Here is an 18180-nt window from a genome sequence, read left to right as displayed (position 1 = left end):
TCTTCCCGCGGACTTTTGGATCGCTTTTGAAAAGAGAAGAGACAAGGTCAGGTATCAGGTATCAGGTATCAGGTATCAGGTGTCAGGTGTCAGGTGTCAGGTGTCAGGTGTCAGGTGTCAGGTGTCAGGTGTCAGGTGTCAGGTGTCAGGTGTCAGGTAAGGTGTGCGGTTGAACCGGTCACAGTCATTTGCCGGAAACAAAAAAGGCCCAACTTTCGTTGAGCCTTTTTTATTAAGCAGTGCGATTAACTGGCGGTCTGAGTGCGCAGTTGCAGTTCATACTCTTTCGCCTGTTCGGCGTCGAACTGGTTTTCCCAGCGGGCAATGACCAGTACCGCCAGGGCGTTTCCAATCACGTTCAGGGCAGTACGCGCCATGTCCATAATACGGTCGACACCGGCAATAAACGCCAGCCCTTCCAGCGGAATACCGACGCTGCCCAGCGTCGCCAGCAGCACCACGAAGGAGACGCCTGGTACGCCAGCAATGCCTTTCGAGGTGACCATCAGCGTCAGCACCAGAATAATCTCGTCGCTCAGCGACAGATCGATGCCATACAGCTGAGCGATAAAGATGGCGGCGATACTCTGATACAGGGTTGAGCCATCAAGATTAAACGAATAACCGGTCGGCACCACGAAGCTGGTGATCGCTTTCGGCGCGCCGTAGGCTTCCATCTTCTGCATGATGCGCGGCAGTACCGTCTCTGAGCTGGAGGTGGAGTACGAGAGAATCAGCTCATCTTTCAGAATGCGCATCAGCGTGGTGATACGCAGCTTACAGAAGCGCGCAACCCCGCCCAGCACCACAAAAGCGAAGAACAGAATCGCCGCATAGACCAGCAGCACCAGCTTAGCCAGCGGCCACAGCGAGGCGAAGCCGAAGTTAGCGATGGTGACGGCAATCAGGGCGAACACGCCGACCGGCGCATAACGCATGATCATGTGCGTCACTTTGAACATGGTTTCAGAGATGCCACGGAACAGGTTCACCAGCGGATCGCGCTGTTCTGACGGCAGCGATGACAGGCCTAAGCCAAACAGCACCGAGAAGAAGATAATCGGCAGCATGTCACCTTTCACCATCGAGGCGAAAATGTTCTGCGGGATCAGCGACAGAATGGTGGCGACCAGGCTGTGCGGACCGCCCTGCACTTCTGCGGTGGTGGCTTCGTATTTAGAGATGTCCACCGTTGCCAGCGTTGACATATCGATGCCGGTGCCGGGTTGAAATACGTTGGCCAGGGTAATCCCGACCACAATGGCAAGGGTGGTGATCACTTCAAAGTAGAGAATCGTTTTGACGCCGATGCGCCCCAACTTTTTGGCATCGCCGACGCCGGCAATGCCGACGATCAGTGATGAGATCACGATCGGTACCACAATCATCTTTATCAGGTGAATAAAGATGTCGCCCGCCGGGCTGAGAATATTGGTGACTAACCATTCACGATCGTCTGGCTGATTATGCAGCACGGCACCCACAACGATGCCAAGCACCAGGGCTATCAGAATCTGCCAGGCAAGGCTGATTTTAAAACCTTTCATAACGCGTAATTTCCTCAGTCAAAACCCGTTTCTCTCTACTGCGAAGGTGCAGAAGACAATACACACAGGGAAGTGAGCAAAAAGCCCGGTAAATTAGAGGGTGTTTGGAGACAGCGCCTCGCACGAAAATCTGATGATTCCCATACCCATTTTCAGACGCGGTCTGAGTTGATACCTGCAGAACAGGGGCGAGATAAGTACCATTTTCACTGTGGTAAATGCAACCCTTGGCGTCTTCGTTTAAAACTTCACCATCTGAGTAGCATAAAATGCTGCGCCAGCCGCAAATCCCTAACCTGCTGTTATGAAAAGTATTAGTTCGATGAATTAACGCATAGCTATGCAGGATCGCGCAAAAACTCGCCCGGCGCGTTTGCTCGCTTTTTAAACACAGCCAAACACAAAAAGTTACACCTTTATTCCCTATATCAAGCAGGGACTTATCGCTGATTCCTGCTTGATGACCCCCTTATTGTGTGCGCTGTTGAGGGCGTGATCTACGGCGCAAAAAAGAAACAAAGCCTCATGGTGGGCTTTAATTAACCATTGATTGACATATCATTAACAACTTCAAGGAGATCCGCCATGAGCCAAATACATAAACATCCTGTTCCAGAGAATATTGCAGCAAACGCGCTGATTACCGCTGAACAGTATCAGTCGATGTATCAGCAATCTGTCGCCGATCCAGATACGTTCTGGGGCGAACAGGGCAAAATCCTCGACTGGATCAAGCCCTACAGCAAAGTGAAAAACTGCTCATTTGCGCCAGGCAACATTGACATTCGCTGGTACGAAGATGGCACGCTCAATCTGGCGGCAAACTGCCTTGACCGGCATTTGCAGACCCGTGGCGACCACCCGGCGATTATCTGGGAAGGCGACGACGCCAGTGAGAGCAAAACCCTGACCTTCCGCCAGCTGCATGCTGAAGTCTGTCGTTTCGCCAACGTGCTGGAATTGCTCAAGGTAAAGAAAGGCGATGTGGTGGCGATCTATATGCCAATGGTGCCGGAAGCCGCCGTGGCGATGCTGGCCTGTGCGCGTATCGGTGCTGTCCATTCGGTAATTTTCGGCGGCTTTTCGCCGGAAGCCGTGGCCGGCAGGATCGTTGATTCCAGTGCCTCGCTGGTGATTACCGCCGATGAGGGAGTGCGTGCCGGTCGCAGCATTCCGCTGAAGAAGAACGTCGATGATGCGTTAAAAAACCCTAACGTCACCAGCGTGAAAAACGTGGTGGTGTTCCAGCGCACCGGCAATGATATCGGCTGGGTCGAAGGTCGTGACCGCTGGTGGCATGAGCTGATGCTGAATGCCAGCACCAACCATTCTCCAGCCGAAGTCGGAGCGGAAGATCCGCTGTTTATTCTTTATACCTCCGGCTCGACCGGTAAGCCGAAAGGGGTGCTGCACACCACCGGCGGCTATCTGGTTTACGCGGCAACCACCTTTAAATTTGTCTTCGATTACCATCAGGACGACGTCTACTGGTGTACCGCCGACGTCGGCTGGATCACCGGCCACAGCTACCTGCTTTACGGTCCGCTGGCCTGTGGCGCGACGACCCTGATGTTTGAAGGGGTGCCGAACTGGCCAACCCCGAGCCGCATGGCGGAAGTGGTGGATAAACATAAGGTGACGCTGCTTTATACCGCGCCTACCGCGATCCGCGCTCTGATGGCCGAAGGTGATAAAGCGATCGAGGGTACCGACCGCAGCAGCCTGCGCATCATGGGTTCAGTCGGCGAACCGATTAACCCGGAAGCCTGGGAGTGGTACTACAAGAAAATCGGCAACAGCCGCTGCCCAATCGTCGATACCTGGTGGCAGACTGAAACCGGCGGCTTCATGATCACCCCGCTGCCGGGCGCGACCGAACTCAAGGCGGGTTCGGCCACTAAACCGTTCTTCGGGGTACAACCGGCGCTGGTGGATAATGAAGGCCAGCCGCAGCAAGGCGCCTGTGAAGGCAATCTGGTGATCACCGAATCCTGGCCGGGTCAGGCCCGTACGCTGTATGGCGACCATGAGCGCTTTGAACAAACCTACTTCTCCACCTTTAAAAATGTCTACTTCAGCGGCGACGGCGCGCGTCGTGATGAGGATGGCTATTACTGGATCACCGGTCGTGTGGATGACGTGCTCAACGTTTCCGGCCACCGTCTTGGCACCGCCGAGATTGAGTCGGCGCTGGTGTCGCACCCGAAAATTGCTGAAGCCGCCGTGGTGGGTATACCGCACAGCATTAAAGGCCAGGCGATTTACGCTTACATCACCCTGAACCACGGCGAGGAGCCGTCGCCCGAACTCTATACCGAAGTGCGTAACTGGGTACGCAAAGAGATCGGCCCGATTGCCACCCCGGATGTACTGCACTGGACCGACTCGCTGCCGAAGACCCGCTCCGGCAAGATCATGCGCCGTATTCTGCGCAAAATCGCCACCGGTGATACCAGCAATCTCGGCGATACCTCTACTCTCGCCGATCCTGGCGTAGTGGAAAAACTGCTTGAGGAGAAACAGTCGATCAAAATGCCTTAAGCGCACCTTATCCGGCGGGAAGATCATTTCCCGCCCTGCCCGCCCTACGCAGTGTGTTTCTGTAGTCACAAATAAAATTACCAGCCGAACCCGCGCTCTGGCGTGAGGTTTATGCCTGCAAGACCTCTGGAGAAAATGTGATGAATGACGCCCTTTCGAAACAGGATGCAATCTATCAACAGATTGAACGTAATCCCCGCTTTCATGAATTAGTCCGTAAGCGCCAGGCGTTCGCCACGCTGCTGTCACTGATCATGCTGGTGCTGTATGTCGGTTTTATCCTGCTGATCGCCTTTGCTCCTGGCTGGCTCGGTACGCCACTGTACCCAGGAACCAACGTGACCCGCGGTATTCCGATCGGTGTCGGACTGATTGTCATGTCGTTTGTGCTGACCGGCATTTACGTCTGGCGCGCCAACGGCGAGTTTGACCGGCTGACCAAAGCGATCCTGAGCGAGGTGAAATCATGATGCGTCTCTGCTTATGGATGCTGGCGGCGCTGCTGCCGTTTTCGGCGCTGGCCGCCGATGCGATTACCGGCGCGGTGCAGCGTCAGGCGGTTAACTATCAGGCGATCGTCATGTTTGTGATTTTCGTCGGGGCCACGCTGGGCATTACCTACTGGGCGTCGAAGCGTACCCGTTCGCGCAGCGACTATTACACCGCGGGCGGTAATATTACCGGCTTTCAGAATGGGCTGGCGATGGCAGGCGACTTTATGTCTGCCGCCTCGTTCCTTGGCATCTCGGCGCTGGTATATACCTCCGGTTATGACGGTCTGATCTACTCGCTCGGCTTTTTAGTCGGCTGGCCGATGATTCTGTTTCTGATTGCTGAACGATTGCGTAATCTGGGGCGCTACACCTTCGCCGACGTCGCCTCGTATCGCCTGAAGCAGAAACCGATCCGTACCCTCTCCGCCTGCGGCTCGCTGGTGGTGGTGGCGCTCTATCTGATTGCCCAGATGGTCGGTGCCGGTAAACTGATTCAGCTGCTGTTTGGCCTCAACTACCACGTGGCGGTAATACTGGTCGGCATTCTGATGGTGATGTATGTGCTGTTTGGCGGCATGCTGGCCACCACCTGGGTGCAGATTATCAAGGCGGTGCTGCTGCTGTTTGGTGCCACCTTTATGGCGGTGATGGTCATGAAGACCACCGGCTTTAGCTTCAATACGCTGTTTACCGAAGCGATGGCGGTCCATCCGAAAGGGATTGCGATTATGCAACCGGGCGGGCTGGTGAAGGATCCGATCTCGGCGCTGTCACTCGGTCTGGGACTGATGTTTGGTACCGCCGGCCTGCCGCATATTCTGATGCGTTTCTTCACCGTGGCCGATGCCAAAGAGGCGCGTAAAAGCGTGTTCTGGGCCACCGGCTTTATGGGCTACTTCTACTTCCTGACCTTTATTATCGGCTTCGGTGCGATTTTGCTGGTCGGCGCGAATCCAGCCTTTAAAGATGCCAGCGGCGCGCTGATTGGCGGTACCAATATGGCAGCGGTGCATCTGGCTAACGCGGTGGGCGGCAGTACCTTCCTCGGCTTTATCTCGGCGGTGGCCTTCGCCACTATTCTGGCGGTGGTGGCGGGCTTAACGCTGGCCGGTGCCTCGGCGGTCTCACACGACCTTTACGCCAGCGTCTACCGTAAAGGCCAGGCGAGCGAACGTGATGAGCTGCGGGTCTCTAAAATCACCGTGCTGGTACTGGGCGTGGTGGCGATTGCGCTGGGCATTCTGTTTGAGAAGCAGAACATCGCGTTCATGGTCGGACTGGCCTTCTCGATAGCCGCCAGCTGTAACTTCCCGATTATTCTGCTGTCGATGTACTGGTCAAAGCTGACCACGCGCGGGGCGATGGTCGGTGGCTGGCTGGGGCTGCTTACCGCCGTGCTGCTGATGATCCTCGGACCGACGGTCTGGGTACAGGTGCTGGGTCATGCTAAGCCGATCTATCCGTATGAGTATCCGGCGCTGTTCTCCATGGCGATTGCGTTTATCGGCACCTGGCTGTTCTCAGTGACCGATCATTCGCAGCAGGGCGCGGAGGAGCGTTCACGCTTCCGGATGCAGTTTATCCGTTCGCAGACCGGCTCCGGCATCGATCAGGGCAGAGCGCACTAGTTTTCAGTTAAGCGCGAGATAAAAAAAGGGCGGCACCCCACAGGGTGCCGCCCTTTTTCTGCATCAGCAGAATCAGAAACGCAGCGATGCGCCGACGTACGGACCGTCGACCAGCACGTTATCTTTACGGCCATCTTTGTTGTTCAGCTCGATGTACTGATAACCGACGCGCAGGTTAAGCAGTGAAATCGGGGTGAAGCTCAGGCCACCGCCTGCTTCCTGATAGCTGTCGAGCTGATCGGTGAAAGATTCTGGCGCGTAGTAATACTCGCCATACAGACCCCACATGCTGTTGAAGTTGTATTGCGCTGCGCCACCCAGCGCCACCGCAAATCCATCTTTTCCATCTTCAGGATGGGTGAAGATCGCTTTTGCGGTCGGCGCCAGACGCAGAGGTCCGAAATCAACGTTGTAGCCCAGACCGGCACCGTAGGTGCTGCCGTCATGGTCGCTGCGCAGCCAGTTGCCTTTCAGAAACAGGCCTGGGGTTGTGGTGCCGAGACCGACATTCAGGTTGGTGTTGTGCTCGCTGACGTCAACACTGCCTTCGATTGCCTGAGCGGCACCGCTCAGTAAAACGAGGCCAAGTGCGCTCCCGGTAACAAGTTGCTTAAACATGATTCCACTCCGTGAAGGACAATTAATTCGGCCGCAAGGTTAACAGTCTGAAACGCGGAGACAACATTATTTAGCAAGCTTTACGTAAAAATACGTGTCACCGGTCCGGTGTCGCGCCACGGCTGGCAGCACGACGCGCCGGTTACGCCGGTATTGCCCACATCAGGTGGCCAATCAGCGGGGCCAGTACCACGGTAACAACGCCGGACAGCATCATCACCAGGCTGGCCACCACACCCTCCTGTGGGCCCATCTGATAGGCGCGTGCCGTACCGGCACCGTGCGAGGCGGCACCTAATCCTGCCCCTTTTGCCACGCCCTGCTTAATGGCGATCCGCAGAAACAGCACATCGCCGACCGCCATGCCAAACACGCCGGTGATCACCACGAACAGCGCCACCAGATCTGGCTGGCCACCAATCGGCCCGGCCGCCGCCAGCGCAAACGGCGTGGTAATGGAGCGCACCGCCAGGCTGCGCTGAATCGACTCCGGCAGCGTTAACAGACGCGCCAGCCATACTGAGCTGCACACCGCGACCACCGTGGCGGTGAGCACCCCAGCGCTGAGCGACAGCCAGTGGCGTTTAATGATGGCTACGTTCTCATACACCGGTACCGCAAACGCCAGCGTCGCCGGACCCAGCAGCCACAGTAACCAGTGATTTTCAGCAATATAGTCTTGCCAGCTGATGTGGGTCAGCAGCAGCAGCGCCACCAGCACCACCGGCGTCATCACCAGCGGCATCAGCAGCAGCGTGCGCCAGCGGCGATAAAGCCGTTTATTCAGCGCGTAGACCAGCAGCGTCACCGCCACGCACAACAGGCTGATGATCAGATCACGCATCGCTGGCCTGCTTACGTGCAGCGCGCGCGATTTCATAGCGGTAGAGCCGATCAACCACCAGCGCCGTCGAGGCCAGCACCAGCAGTGTGCTGACGCCAATCACCACGCAGATGCGCCAGCCGTCCACCCGCAGCAGGTCGCCGTAATTCACCACCGCCACCACCGCCGGAATAAAGAACAGCAGCATCTCGGCCAGTAACCAGCGGGAGCCCGCTTTAACCCAGCTCAGCGGCACGATCCGGGTGACGATGAGCACCAGCATCAGCACCATGCCGACAATATTGGCGGGCAGCGGCAGGTGCAGCCAGTTGACCAGTTGCTCGCAGGCGACAAAGACGCCGATGTACAACCCCAGCTGAAGCGGCAGGCTGAGCCAGTGCAGCCGGCTGGGTCTGCGTGAACTGATTGCGAATGCCATCGCCTTTTCTCCCCGTTTAAATTCAGGAGGACAGTATAAATCGCCGACAGAAGGTGAAAAAAATGAATTAATATTATTGGAATCATGCCGAAAAGGAATAGTTATGGACGTTCGTGCCCTGCGTTACTTTACCGAAGTGGTACGCCAGCAGAGTTTCACCCGCGCGGCGCAAAAACTGTTCGTCACCCAGCCGACCATCAGCAAGATGCTACGCCAGCTGGAAGAAGAGCTGGGCTGTACCCTGATCCTGCGCGATGGCCGTCGCCTGCACCTGACCGACAGCGGCCAGGCGGTCTATCAGCGTGGCGTGGCGATTCTGCAGGAGTTCCATCAGCTTGAGGCGGAGATCGGCGACATTAACCAGCTGAAGACCGGTGAACTGCGGCTCGGTATTCCGCCAATGGTCGGCATGCAGATTGCCGGTTCGATCTCCGCCTTTCGCCGTCGTTATCCCGGCGTGAAGCTGAAAATCTCTGAGTTCGGCGGCCTGACCGTGCAGCAGGCGGTGCTGGCCGGCAGCCTTGATATCGCCCTGACGGCGCTGCCGGTCGATGCAGAACTGCCGTTGAATACTCTGCCGCTGATGCATCACCCGCTGTGCGTGCTGCTGCCGCGTCGGCCAGAGTGGCTGAGTCGCCGCCAGATTGGGCTGGCCGAACTGGCGCAGCATCCGTTGCTGATTTTTAATGAGGAGTTTTCGCTGAACCGACAGCTGATGCAGGCGTTTCAGCGTCAGAATCTGACGCCAACGGTAGCGGTTCGCAGCGGTCAGTGGGATTTTCTGGCGGCGATGGTGCAGGCGGAGATGGGGCTGGCGATCCTGCCGGAACCCATCTGTCAGCGACTGGATAAACAGTCACTGCTGTGGCTACCGCTGGAATCGGAGCTGAAGTGGAGTCTTGGGTTGATTTGGCGTGAAGGTAACTATCTGTCGCGCAGCGCCCAGGCGTGGATCGCCTGCTGCCGCGAACACTGGCCAGACCAGGTACCGCGCCTGTCGGTCTGAACCGGCGGCCCGCTGCACAGGCGGTGCAGCGGGCCGGCAGAGGCTTACTCTTCTTTTTCGATCAGTAATGCTTCAAGCAGGTCGAGATCGTGCAGCAGTTTCTGCATCGTCTCATTGGAGATCTGCTGGGTCGCGCGCAGATGGTAGACCTCGGCCCGTTCGGCACGCAGGCCGGTCAGGCGGAAGCGGCGCTCCAGGTTCTCCGCGAACAGCGCGTGCTCAAGGTCGTTTTTCCCTTCAGCGCGGCGGCGTAAGTTGCCGATCACCCGCAGACTCACCTCTTTCAGCAGTTCCGGATCGATGTTCTGGTCCGACTCTTTTTCCAGTCGCGCTTCCATCTTATGCAGGCTCTCAATCGCCACGCTGGCCATTACCGCGCGGGCATTTTGCAGCTCACGACGATGCGCACCTTTATCAATGGTATCAATACCGCGCAGCAGAATCGGCAGGATCACCACTCCGACCAGCAGTGAGAACAGGATCACCCCGGTGGCGATAAACACCAGCTCATAACGCGCCGGGAACGGATCACCGTTGCTGAGGAACAGCGGAATCGACAGCACACCGGCGAGGGTAATCGCCCCGCGGACGCCGGCAAAGGACGCGATAAGCAGTTCACGCAGCGAGTAGTTGGAGAACTCCAGCGGCTTCTTCTTCAGCAGGCGTTTGCTGAAGCGCTGCATGATAAACAGCCAGCCAAAACGCACCAGCATCAGCGCCAGATAGACCAGCCCGATATCAGCGAACAGCATCCACAGCTCGACGTTGGGATCGGCATTGGCCTGATCCACCGAGGTTTGCAGAATGTCCGGCAGCTGCAGGCCCAGCATCAGGAACACCATGCCGTTGAACACGAACTCCAGCATCTGCCAGACGCTATTGGCGCGCAGGCGCATCGCCAGCGGTGCCTGACGGATAATGCCGGAACGGGTGATGGTCATCCCCGCCGCGACGGCCGCCAGGATACCTGACACGCCGAGATGTTCCGCAATCAGGTAAGAGGCGAACGGCAGCAGCAGCAGCAACACGGTCTGGGTGGCCGGGTCGTCACCGCTCCAGCGGCTGAGAAGGCGCAGCGATTTACCGTACAGCCAGCAGACCGCTACACCGGCGATCAGACCACCAATCGCCACTTTCAGGAATTCGACGCTGGCACCGCCCCAGGTAAATACCATGGTGCCCATCGCGACGGCGACCGCAAATTTCAGCGATACCAGACCTGACGCGTCGTTCATCAGGGCTTCGCCCTGCACAATCGACATGATTTTCTTTGGGATACGCCCTTCGCCGACAATGCCGGAGAGCGCCACGGCATCGGTCGGAGACAACACCGCCGCCAGCGCAAAAGCCGGGATCAGCGGAATGCCCGGCACCATCCAGTAGATCAGATAGCCAATGCCGACCACGGTAATCAATACCAGCACCAGCGCTAAGCCAATAATCTCGCGGCCATGATGCAGGAACTCGCTGATGGGCGTTTTCCAGCCGTCAGCAAACAGCAGCGGCGGGATAAACAGCACCAGAAAAAGTTCCGGGTCAAAATCTACATGCAGACCAAAAGTGGGCCAGGCCAGCAGTGCGCCAGCGGCGATCTGCACCAGCGGCAACGGGATCTGAAAGGGCAAAATACGGGCAGCGACGCCAGAGAGCGACACCACCAGCGTCATGATGAGAATAGTAAAAAAGATTTCCATGCTTTCCTTAGGCGCGTCGTTATCTTTCAATCATTGTTGAGCGCTAAAGTGTAAAACAAACCGAAGCCTGAAGGGTCAGCTACGCGTGCGGCTGGCGGGAAAAAAGTGAAAAATTCCGGACGCACCGCTGCGCGCCCGGTTGATCAGTCAGATCGCCCAGCCGCCGGCGTAAAACGCCACCAGCACTACGGCGATCAGCACCGTCCCGAGGTTCAGCTTGCGCCATTCACCCGCAAAAACGCGGCCGACCACCAGCGAGGCAAAGCCGATCATGATGCCGGTGACGATGTTGCAGGTCAGCACGATAATCACCGCGGTCAACAGGCCGGACATCGCATCGACGAAGTCATTAAAGTCGATTTTCGCCACGTTACTCAGCATCAGCAGACCGACATACATCAGCGCGGGTGCGGTAGCGTAAGCCGGTACCAGCCAGGCCAGCGGTGACATAAACAGGATCACCATAAACAGCAGGCCGACCACAATGGCGGTCAGGCCGGTTTTGCCGCCCGCCGCAGTACCGGCCGCTGACTCGATATACACCGCCGCAGGTGACGCGCCGACCAGGCCCGCAAACAGGCTGCTGACCGAATCGGTCGTCAGGGCGCGACCGCCATTGATAATCTGGCCCTGCTTATCCAGCAGATTGGCCTGCCCCGCCACCGCGCGAATGGTGCCGGTGGCGTCAAATACTGCGGTCATTACCAGTGCCAGCACGCTCGGCAGCACCACCGGCTGCAACGCGCCCATGATGTCGAGGCTGAACACCAGCGATTGACCGCTGGCGTCACGCAGGCTCGGCAGAGCAAACAATCCTTTGTAGCTCACCGCCGGATCGAAGATCAGCCCGAGCAGCGAAATGGCGATAATCGTCATCAGAATGCCGCCCGGTACCCGCCGTTTTTCCAGGCCAAAAATCGCCGCCAGTCCCAGCAGCGTCATGATCACCGGGAAAGTAGCAAACTGACCCAGCGCAACCGGCAAACCCGGTGCCGGGTTTTTTACCACCAGACCGACGCCATCCGCCGCGATCAGCAGCAGGAACAATCCAATTCCGACGCCGGTGCCATGCGCCACGCCCATTGGCAGGTTGCGCAGGATCCACGCCCGAATGCCGGTCACCGAGATCAGGGTAAACAGCAACCCCATCAGGAATACCGCGCCGAGCGCGACCGGTACGCTGATGTGCTGGCCCAGCACCAGGCTAAAGGCGGTAAAGGCGGTCAGCGAAATGGCGCAGCCAATCGCCATCGGCAGATTGGCCCACAGCCCCATCAGGATGGAGCCGAAACTGGCCACCAGGCAGGTGGCGACAAATACCGCGGTTGGCGGGAAACCGGCTTTACCGAGCATGCCTGGTACCACAATCACCGAATAGACCATCGCCAGAAAAGTAGTCAGTCCGGCCAGAATTTCCTGACGCACGCTGCTGCCGCGCGCCGAGATCGCGAACCAGGCGTCCAGTTTTCCACTGGCCGGGCGTGATTCAATTGACATAGTTGAGCCTCAAAGATTTTTTGTAGTGTGGATCGCTCTGCGACCGTCGCTGTCCCTGAAATAAGCGGGTAATCCGGCTGCGCTGATGGAGTAATTCCGCCAGGCAAACGTTTACCTTGCCGCAGATAGTTGGCAGTCAAAGGACCGCCAGATAAAAAGGCAAACGATTATCCGGCGTTTACCGGCACATTTTCAACTGGCGGAAGGACATTAATCAGCATAAAGATCAGGTGGTGACGGCCGTTTTCAGCCAGGCAGCGGCTGGCCGCATCGGCTGAGGCGTTGAAGTTACAGGCATTTTTAAACGCTGAACGGCTGGCAGCACCGCACGAAAAAAAAACGGAGTGCCAGCAGAGGGAGGATTAACCTGGCAGAGAGAGTTCACCGCCCTGATCGATAGCCCGCTGCCAGGCGGCGCGCTGCTGGACGGTTTGCAGCCACTTCTGACTGGCTGGCATCTGCTCCATCCCGACACGTTGCGCCAGGGCCAGCAGCGGAAAGCTCATCTGAATGTCGGCGATACTGAAGCGCTGACCGGCGAACCACGGATTAGCCGCCAGATGCTGCTCAATCATTTTCATATGCGGTTGCAGCTGTTTATCGAGCCAGGCCTTCTGCACCCCTTTGCCAAACGCCGCGCCAACCGGGCGCAGCAGCCAGGGCACCGGCGCTTTCCCCATCTGTCCGAAGATCAGCTTCATCACCAGCAGCGGCATCAGCGAACCCTCGGCGTAGTGCAGCCAGTAGCGCGACTGCAACAACGACTCTTCGTCACTGAGTTTCAGCCGGAACTCGTGGTCATATTTCTGTTCCAGATATTCGAGAATCGCCCCGGATTCCGCCACCACCCGGTTTTCATCGGTAATCACCGGTGATTTGCCCAGCGGATGCACTTTTTTCAGCGCGTCGGGCGCCAGCATGGTCGGCTCGCGTTGATAACGTTTGATCTGATACGGCACTTCCAGCTCTTCCAGCAGCCATAGCACCCGATGTGAACGTGACTGCTCAAGATGGTGAACGGTGATCATCATGATTCCCTGTGTGTTGACCTTCCACCAGTATAGACGTCACTCCGGGTCCGGATGGTTGCCGTCCTGTTCCGGATCGAGCAGCACCGCTCCCGACCCTTGTTGACCGAGCCGATCGCCCGGATTGCGCAGCGGACAATCGCGCATCGACAGACAGCCGCAGCCGATACAGCCATCAAGGTCGTTGCGCAGCCGGGTCAGGGTTTCGATGCGCTTATCCAGCTCTTCGCGCCAGTGCTGAGTCAGGGCGTCCCACTCCGGGGCCGACATCCGCTTATTGGCCGGAATATGCTCAAGGCTGTCGCTGACGGTCGCCAGCGGAATACCGATGCGTTGCGCAATTTTGATGATAGCCACGCGTCGCAGCACATCACGACTGTAACGCCGCTGATTACCGCCGTTACGGGTGCTGGATATCAGCCCTTTGGTTTCATAGAAGTGCAGCGCTGACACCGCGACACCGCTGCGGCGCGCCACTTCGCCCGGCGTTAATACCGGTTTGGGGTAGTTGCGATCTTTTTTCATCTGGCTCTTTACCTCAAGTTAACTTGAGGAATTATACTCGCATCCCATCAAAACGACTAAACTCCCATTACCGCTTATTAAGCACCAGAAGGATGAGGCCATGATGCAAGAAGAGATCATTCATTCCCTGACGCACTGGATTGACCAGAATCTGGACAAAAGTTTGTCCATTGATGAAGTGGCAGCAAAATCGGGTTATTCGAAATGGCACCTGCAGCGGATGTTCCGTACCGTCACCAAACAGACGCTTGGCGGCTATATCCGTGAACGCCGCCTGACGCTGGCAGCCGAAGCGCTGTCTCAGACCCAGCGCCCGGTGTTTGATATCGCGATGCAGTACGGCTATGACTCGCAGCAGACCTTCTCGCGGGTGTTTCGCCGCCAGTTCTCGCAAACCCCTACCGCCTACCGTCACACCATGCGCCGTCAGGCGATTCAGCGCCCTCGCCTGCTGAGCTTCGGCTGCAATGACAGCATGGCCAGCTTTACCCAGCGCACCACCGGCGAGTGCTGCCCGGTCCGTTAACTGTCAGGACGCCCGTCTTCGGGCGTGCCTGATCGCCTCTTTGATTTGCCCTTCCCGCTGTTCATATCTGCAACAATTTCCTGCCATACCAGTGTCAAATTTTGTTCAAAATTTCAAATCGGGTGATATAATGTGACCCAAGTCACACTATGAACCTGGGTTGACGGCGCTAAAGCACTTCCTGACACGCTTTTCCGCCGCCGGTGATGTCCGCAAACTGTCAGGAATACTTACTGATATTGAGGTCCGGCCGATGGCTACGTTAACCACCAGTCTTCTTGTTATGCGTTGGGAATTGTTGAGCGCCGTAATGATGTTTTTCGCCAGCACCCTGAAAACCAAACTGCGTCAGGATAGTCACCATGTGATGGCGTTCATGTGTGGCGGGATTGGTTTAGGCATGACCTGCTGGTTCGTCACCGGTCTGATGGGGATTACCCTGAGCATGGAAAACGTGCATAACTTCATGGAAATCTCTAAGCACGCCTTCATCGACGTGATGAGTCAGGCGCCTGCTGAATGGCCGATGCCCTGATCGAATGACACCCTGACACTATTGCGTTGATCGCCTGATTTTTGCCAATAAAAAACCCCGCTTAGCGGGGTTTTTTACATTGCTGTGTGTGCTTAAACTTTCTTCAACATGGCAGGGATATTAACATCCTGCACTGTGACGCCCGGTCTCTGCGTTCCGCGGCGGTCCTGAATCCACATATCTCCCATCATCTGGTTTAAACCGCGATCCAATCCGGTCACCAGGCCTGCACCCGGCGTGAAAGTGAGTTCACCGAAATAGATCTGTTCGTCATGGATATACCAATCGACCCGCACGTAATCGAAATCACTGGCCAGCTTTTTGCTCAGATCGAGCGCATGTTGCAGTGACGGCAGAATCGGCGAGACATCCAGGCCGGTATCGCGAATCTTGTGAAACGCCTCGTTGAGGTTATTCACGTAGAAGTTCATCGACAGCAGCGGCTGGCAGCGGTTGTAGATCACCTGCAGCACATATTCGAACTTGCCATCACGCTTGTTGAACATGTGGAACTTGTAATCAATCGGCGCGCTTTTGCCATCACCGATGTATTTCTCCACCAGGATGCGCGGCTTGATGTAGCGATAGTGGATCTCACGTGCTTCGTTAGCGAAGTCGGTCTTCAGCCAGCGGTAGCAGTCGTGAATAATCTGCTGTTTGCGCAGCGCGTCTGGCTCTTCCAGCAGAATCTCCACCATGTTGGAGGCGTGGTTCGGCTTAATCACCGTCCCTTTCCAGCACGGTAAGCTGTTCAGCGTGGTCGGGTCAGTGGTTTCGTGTACCAGCGGAATCAGGTATTCATTACCGATTTTTTCGGCAATAAATTCACGCACCGAATATTTGTCCGACAGGCGGCCATAGTTCTGGTAATCGCCATAGACAAATTTACGGTACAACACCTTTTCGTTGAACACTTTTGGCTGACGCAGATTGGGCAGCTTTCTGAACTTGTGGAAGTAGTAGATGCGGTCCTGGTACGCCCAGGGCATCTTCTTAATAAAGTACTGCACACTTCTTCTGAGTTCTTCTTTCAACTTGAGCATATCGGACCTCATTTGTAGGTTTTGTAGTTGAGTGAGGAAACTTGAATCTTTTGAATGACGCCGTTTTTAAAGAAGTAATTCATGACGGTCAGGGACAAAAGCTCTGAAAGGAAAACGCTCCACGCGGCTCCCATGATGCCGTGGCCCTGAATCAACCACCATGAGAGCGGCAAACTGATGACCATCAGACAAATGATTTTCTTCAGCAGATAGTTAAACCCTCCCTCCTTAACCATGTAGCGATAAGCTACTGTCCCCATTGCCGAAAAGCTGGTCGCTATCGACAGCAACGTTATGAGACTTCCTGACTGTGTAAATTCCGGACCATACAACGCGATAATGATCTGCTCGCCGAATAACGAAATGACCAGCAGCATCAGCAATGAAACACCCATAACGTAGCCATTGAGCCGCGCGGCCAGCTTGATCGCCACCTCGCCACGTTCTCTGAAGATTTCAGTGAAGCAGGAGGTAATCAGCGCCACCGGGATGAAAATCCACGAGGCGGAAATGGTATTGGCCGCGGCAAACAGCCCGAGATCGCGCGCCGGGGCGGTGCCTGCCAGGAACATCTGCGCCGCTTTAACCTGCACAGAAATAAAGATGCTGGAGATCGCCAGCGGCAGGCCGGCATACATCAGGTAGCGCAGATAGGCGGTGCGCTTTTCACGCGGCGGCATCTGATCCTGATGTTCCTGATAAAAGTTGTGCCGCTTGATCAGGTAAGGCACCAGCGTCACCGCCACAATCGACAGCGTCAGCCACAGCGGATTGAGACGCAGCCAGGCGACGGTGAAGCTGATAGCGAAACTCAGCAGCATGCCGACCGCATTGGCAATGGTGTTCAGACGCGAGGCAAGACGCGCATTGTTGTAAACGCTGAACGTATCCTGAGTGACAAAAACTGAGGCAACAAATGAGGCCAGTGCAAATGCCAGGAAGTTTTCCTGCATGTTGTACCAGACCCAGATTAAGACTGGCACCGAGGTGAGCAGTAATAGCACCATGCGCAGGGTTCGCGCGATGGTCATCAGGCGTAAGCCTTTCGACGCATTTTTACTGACACGCTTAAACAGAATGGTTTCGGTGCCAAAGATTGCCACGGTTTGCACCATTGCAAATAGTGAGGTTGAAAACGCCATTTGGCCAAACACCGTTGGGCCAAAGGATTTCGCCACGTAAGAAGTCACAAAGATGACGCCAAACACGGAGATGATCTTCTCAGACATCATCCAGGCGGCATTCGACATTACGCTCAATTTCATCGACTCTTCCTTAGTATTACTCAACTACAACCGCTTCGGTACAACATCCCTGTAACGAATTAATAAGCGCTCAGTGGGCCTGGCGAAAATGTAAGACTTCAAACCAAACTGGTCCGAAAATTGAGAATCAAATCATGATCCGGAGAATAACTTCAGGATAATTCTTATTATATTTGGCGCGAATCGGTTCGTCTGGAAACGATTTCAGGCTGAAAATAGTGCAATCTTCATGAGACATAACCGCTGAATTAATCAAGTCGGTTATGCTAAATATCCAACGTACGTAGAATTTTTTCGTATTTGGGATGCGATGAATTTATAACAAAAAACCGCCTCCAGGAAGGCGCGCCCCCCTGATCGGAATAAAATAAGATTTATCCCATGATGATATTTATTCTAAATATCTTAATTTAACCTTCGCAATTCAATACGCACACTTTAATACTGCATTAATAGAAACTTACAGTGCCAGGAATTATTAAAGTCATTCTCATCCATTAATCGATAAGAAAGGTAAGAGCATTTATGAGAAAGTCACGATACAGCGAAGATCAAATCACAAATGCCATTAAAGCTTCTGAATCGGGCGTAAAAGTCAGAGAGATTTGCGAAGAGCTGGGTATCTCTGAAGCAACTTTCTACAGCTGGAAGAAGAAGTTTTCTGGGCTGTCTTCTGAAGAAGGCAGAAAAATCAAAGAGCTGGAGGAAAAACTACAGAATCTCACCCGTGAACTGCAAACCCTGAACTCGGATAAGGAGATGCTGCAAAGCGTCCTGAAGAACTTCTTTACCACGAATGAGAAACGTCAGGCCGTCGACTTCCTGCAGAGCACTTTCGACATCGGCACCCGTCGTAGCTGCCGTTTATTAGATATCAGCCGCAGTGTTTACCATTATCCGTCAGGCACAGAGAACCGTTAAACCCAATGCTACCGCGCTTTTTAGACTTAACGCTGAGATTTGTTCTTACC

17 protein-coding genes are annotated in these 18180 nt (G+C 55.5%); 7 read left to right on the top strand and 10 right to left on the bottom strand.

Translation table 11 applies throughout. From position 1 onward, the window contains the following. Positions 1–245: 245 nt before the first annotated feature. A complete protein-coding gene (gene gltP / locus AC6I8I_RS01465) occupies positions 246–1547 on the bottom strand; it encodes a glutamate/aspartate:proton symporter GltP (protein ID WP_312056343.1) in 1302 nt (433 codons plus the stop codon). Positions 1548–2132: 585 nt separating this feature from the next. Between gltP and acs the strand changes: the two genes are divergently transcribed. From acs to actP, 3 genes are all read left to right on the top strand, one after another. Beyond that, entirely contained in the window at positions 2133–4088 is a 1956-nt protein-coding gene (gene acs / locus AC6I8I_RS01460; RefSeq protein WP_312056342.1) for an acetate--CoA ligase, read from the top strand. Positions 4089–4228: 140 nt separating this feature from the next. Then, positions 4229–4558: a DUF485 domain-containing protein gene (locus AC6I8I_RS01455; RefSeq protein ID WP_312056341.1), complete on the top strand. Its 330-nt coding sequence runs from the start codon at positions 4229–4231 to the stop codon at positions 4556–4558. Further along, positions 4555–6210, top strand: a complete 1656-nt coding sequence (gene actP, locus AC6I8I_RS01450) for a cation/acetate symporter ActP (RefSeq protein WP_497828249.1) — start codon at positions 4555–4557, stop codon at positions 6208–6210. The genes AC6I8I_RS01455 and actP overlap by 4 nt, the downstream gene beginning before the upstream one ends. Before the next feature lie 72 nt (positions 6211–6282). Here the strand turns inward: actP and AC6I8I_RS01445 are convergent, their stop codons facing one another. From AC6I8I_RS01445 to AC6I8I_RS01435, 3 genes are all read right to left on the bottom strand, one after another. Further along, positions 6283–6828 (bottom strand): YfaZ family outer membrane protein, encoded by a 546-nt coding sequence (locus tag AC6I8I_RS01445; protein ID WP_031375496.1) that lies wholly within the window; start codon positions 6826–6828, stop codon positions 6283–6285. 142 nt (positions 6829–6970) lie between these two features. Beyond that, positions 6971–7672: an LrgB family protein gene (locus AC6I8I_RS01440; RefSeq protein WP_312056339.1), complete on the bottom strand. Its 702-nt coding sequence runs from the start codon at positions 7670–7672 to the stop codon at positions 6971–6973. Beyond that, a complete protein-coding gene (locus AC6I8I_RS01435; RefSeq protein ID WP_312056338.1) occupies positions 7665–8090 on the bottom strand; it encodes a CidA/LrgA family protein in 426 nt (141 codons plus the stop codon). Before AC6I8I_RS01435 ends, AC6I8I_RS01440 begins: the two co-directional genes overlap by 8 nt. 103 nt (positions 8091–8193) lie before the next feature. Here AC6I8I_RS01435 and AC6I8I_RS01430 point away from each other — a divergent pair, with 103 nt between their 5' ends. Continuing rightward, positions 8194–9096 carry a LysR family transcriptional regulator gene (locus AC6I8I_RS01430; protein WP_312056336.1) on the top strand — a complete coding sequence of 301 codons (903 nt, stop codon included), beginning with the start codon at positions 8194–8196 and terminating at the stop codon, positions 9094–9096. Between the two features lie 44 nt (positions 9097–9140). Here AC6I8I_RS01430 and AC6I8I_RS01425 read toward each other — a convergent pair whose 3' ends face one another. From AC6I8I_RS01425 to soxR, 4 genes are all read right to left on the bottom strand, one after another. Continuing rightward, a complete protein-coding gene (locus AC6I8I_RS01425; RefSeq protein ID WP_312056335.1) occupies positions 9141–10790 on the bottom strand; it encodes a Na+/H+ antiporter in 1650 nt (549 codons plus the stop codon). 147 nt (positions 10791–10937) lie between these two features. Continuing rightward, the gene (locus tag AC6I8I_RS01420) at positions 10938–12287 is read right to left on the bottom strand and encodes an NCS2 family permease (protein WP_312056334.1); all 1350 of its coding nucleotides are present in this window, start codon (positions 12285–12287) and stop codon (positions 10938–10940) included. Positions 12288–12649: 362 nt separating this feature from the next. Further along, entirely contained in the window at positions 12650–13315 is a 666-nt protein-coding gene (locus tag AC6I8I_RS01415; RefSeq protein WP_312056371.1) for a glutathione S-transferase family protein, read from the bottom strand. 39 nt (positions 13316–13354) lie between these two features. After that, complete coding sequence (gene soxR / locus AC6I8I_RS01410) at positions 13355–13840, bottom strand: redox-sensitive transcriptional activator SoxR (RefSeq protein WP_312056333.1); 486 nt, start codon at positions 13838–13840, stop codon at positions 13355–13357. A 100-nt stretch (positions 13841–13940) separates the two neighbouring features. On the opposite strand from soxR, the gene soxS reads away from it, so the two are divergent. After that, entirely contained in the window at positions 13941–14366 is a 426-nt protein-coding gene (gene soxS, locus AC6I8I_RS01405; RefSeq protein ID WP_031375503.1) for a superoxide response transcriptional regulator SoxS, read from the top strand. Between the two features lie 253 nt (positions 14367–14619). Then, positions 14620–14901 (top strand): YjcB family protein, encoded by a 282-nt coding sequence (locus tag AC6I8I_RS01400; protein WP_046288557.1) that lies wholly within the window; start codon positions 14620–14622, stop codon positions 14899–14901. Between the two features lie 92 nt (positions 14902–14993). Here AC6I8I_RS01400 and AC6I8I_RS01395 read toward each other — a convergent pair whose 3' ends face one another. After that, the gene (locus AC6I8I_RS01395; RefSeq protein ID WP_094122158.1) at positions 14994–15944 is read right to left on the bottom strand and encodes an ATP-grasp fold amidoligase family protein; all 951 of its coding nucleotides are present in this window, start codon (positions 15942–15944) and stop codon (positions 14994–14996) included. Positions 15945–15952: 8 nt separating this feature from the next. Then, positions 15953–17209, bottom strand: a complete 1257-nt coding sequence (locus AC6I8I_RS01390) for an oligosaccharide flippase family protein (RefSeq protein ID WP_312056332.1) — start codon at positions 17207–17209, stop codon at positions 15953–15955. Positions 17210–17734: 525 nt separating this feature from the next. On the opposite strand from AC6I8I_RS01390, the gene AC6I8I_RS01385 reads away from it, so the two are divergent. Then, positions 17735–18130 carry a transposase gene (locus AC6I8I_RS01385; protein WP_031375507.1) on the top strand — a complete coding sequence of 132 codons (396 nt, stop codon included), beginning with the start codon at positions 17735–17737 and terminating at the stop codon, positions 18128–18130. Positions 18131–18180: the final 50 nt, after the last annotated feature.

This window comes from Pantoea sp. X-Soil-YNGN-775 (assembly GCF_059730575.1).
This window is presented reverse-complemented; position numbering and strand designations above follow the sequence as displayed.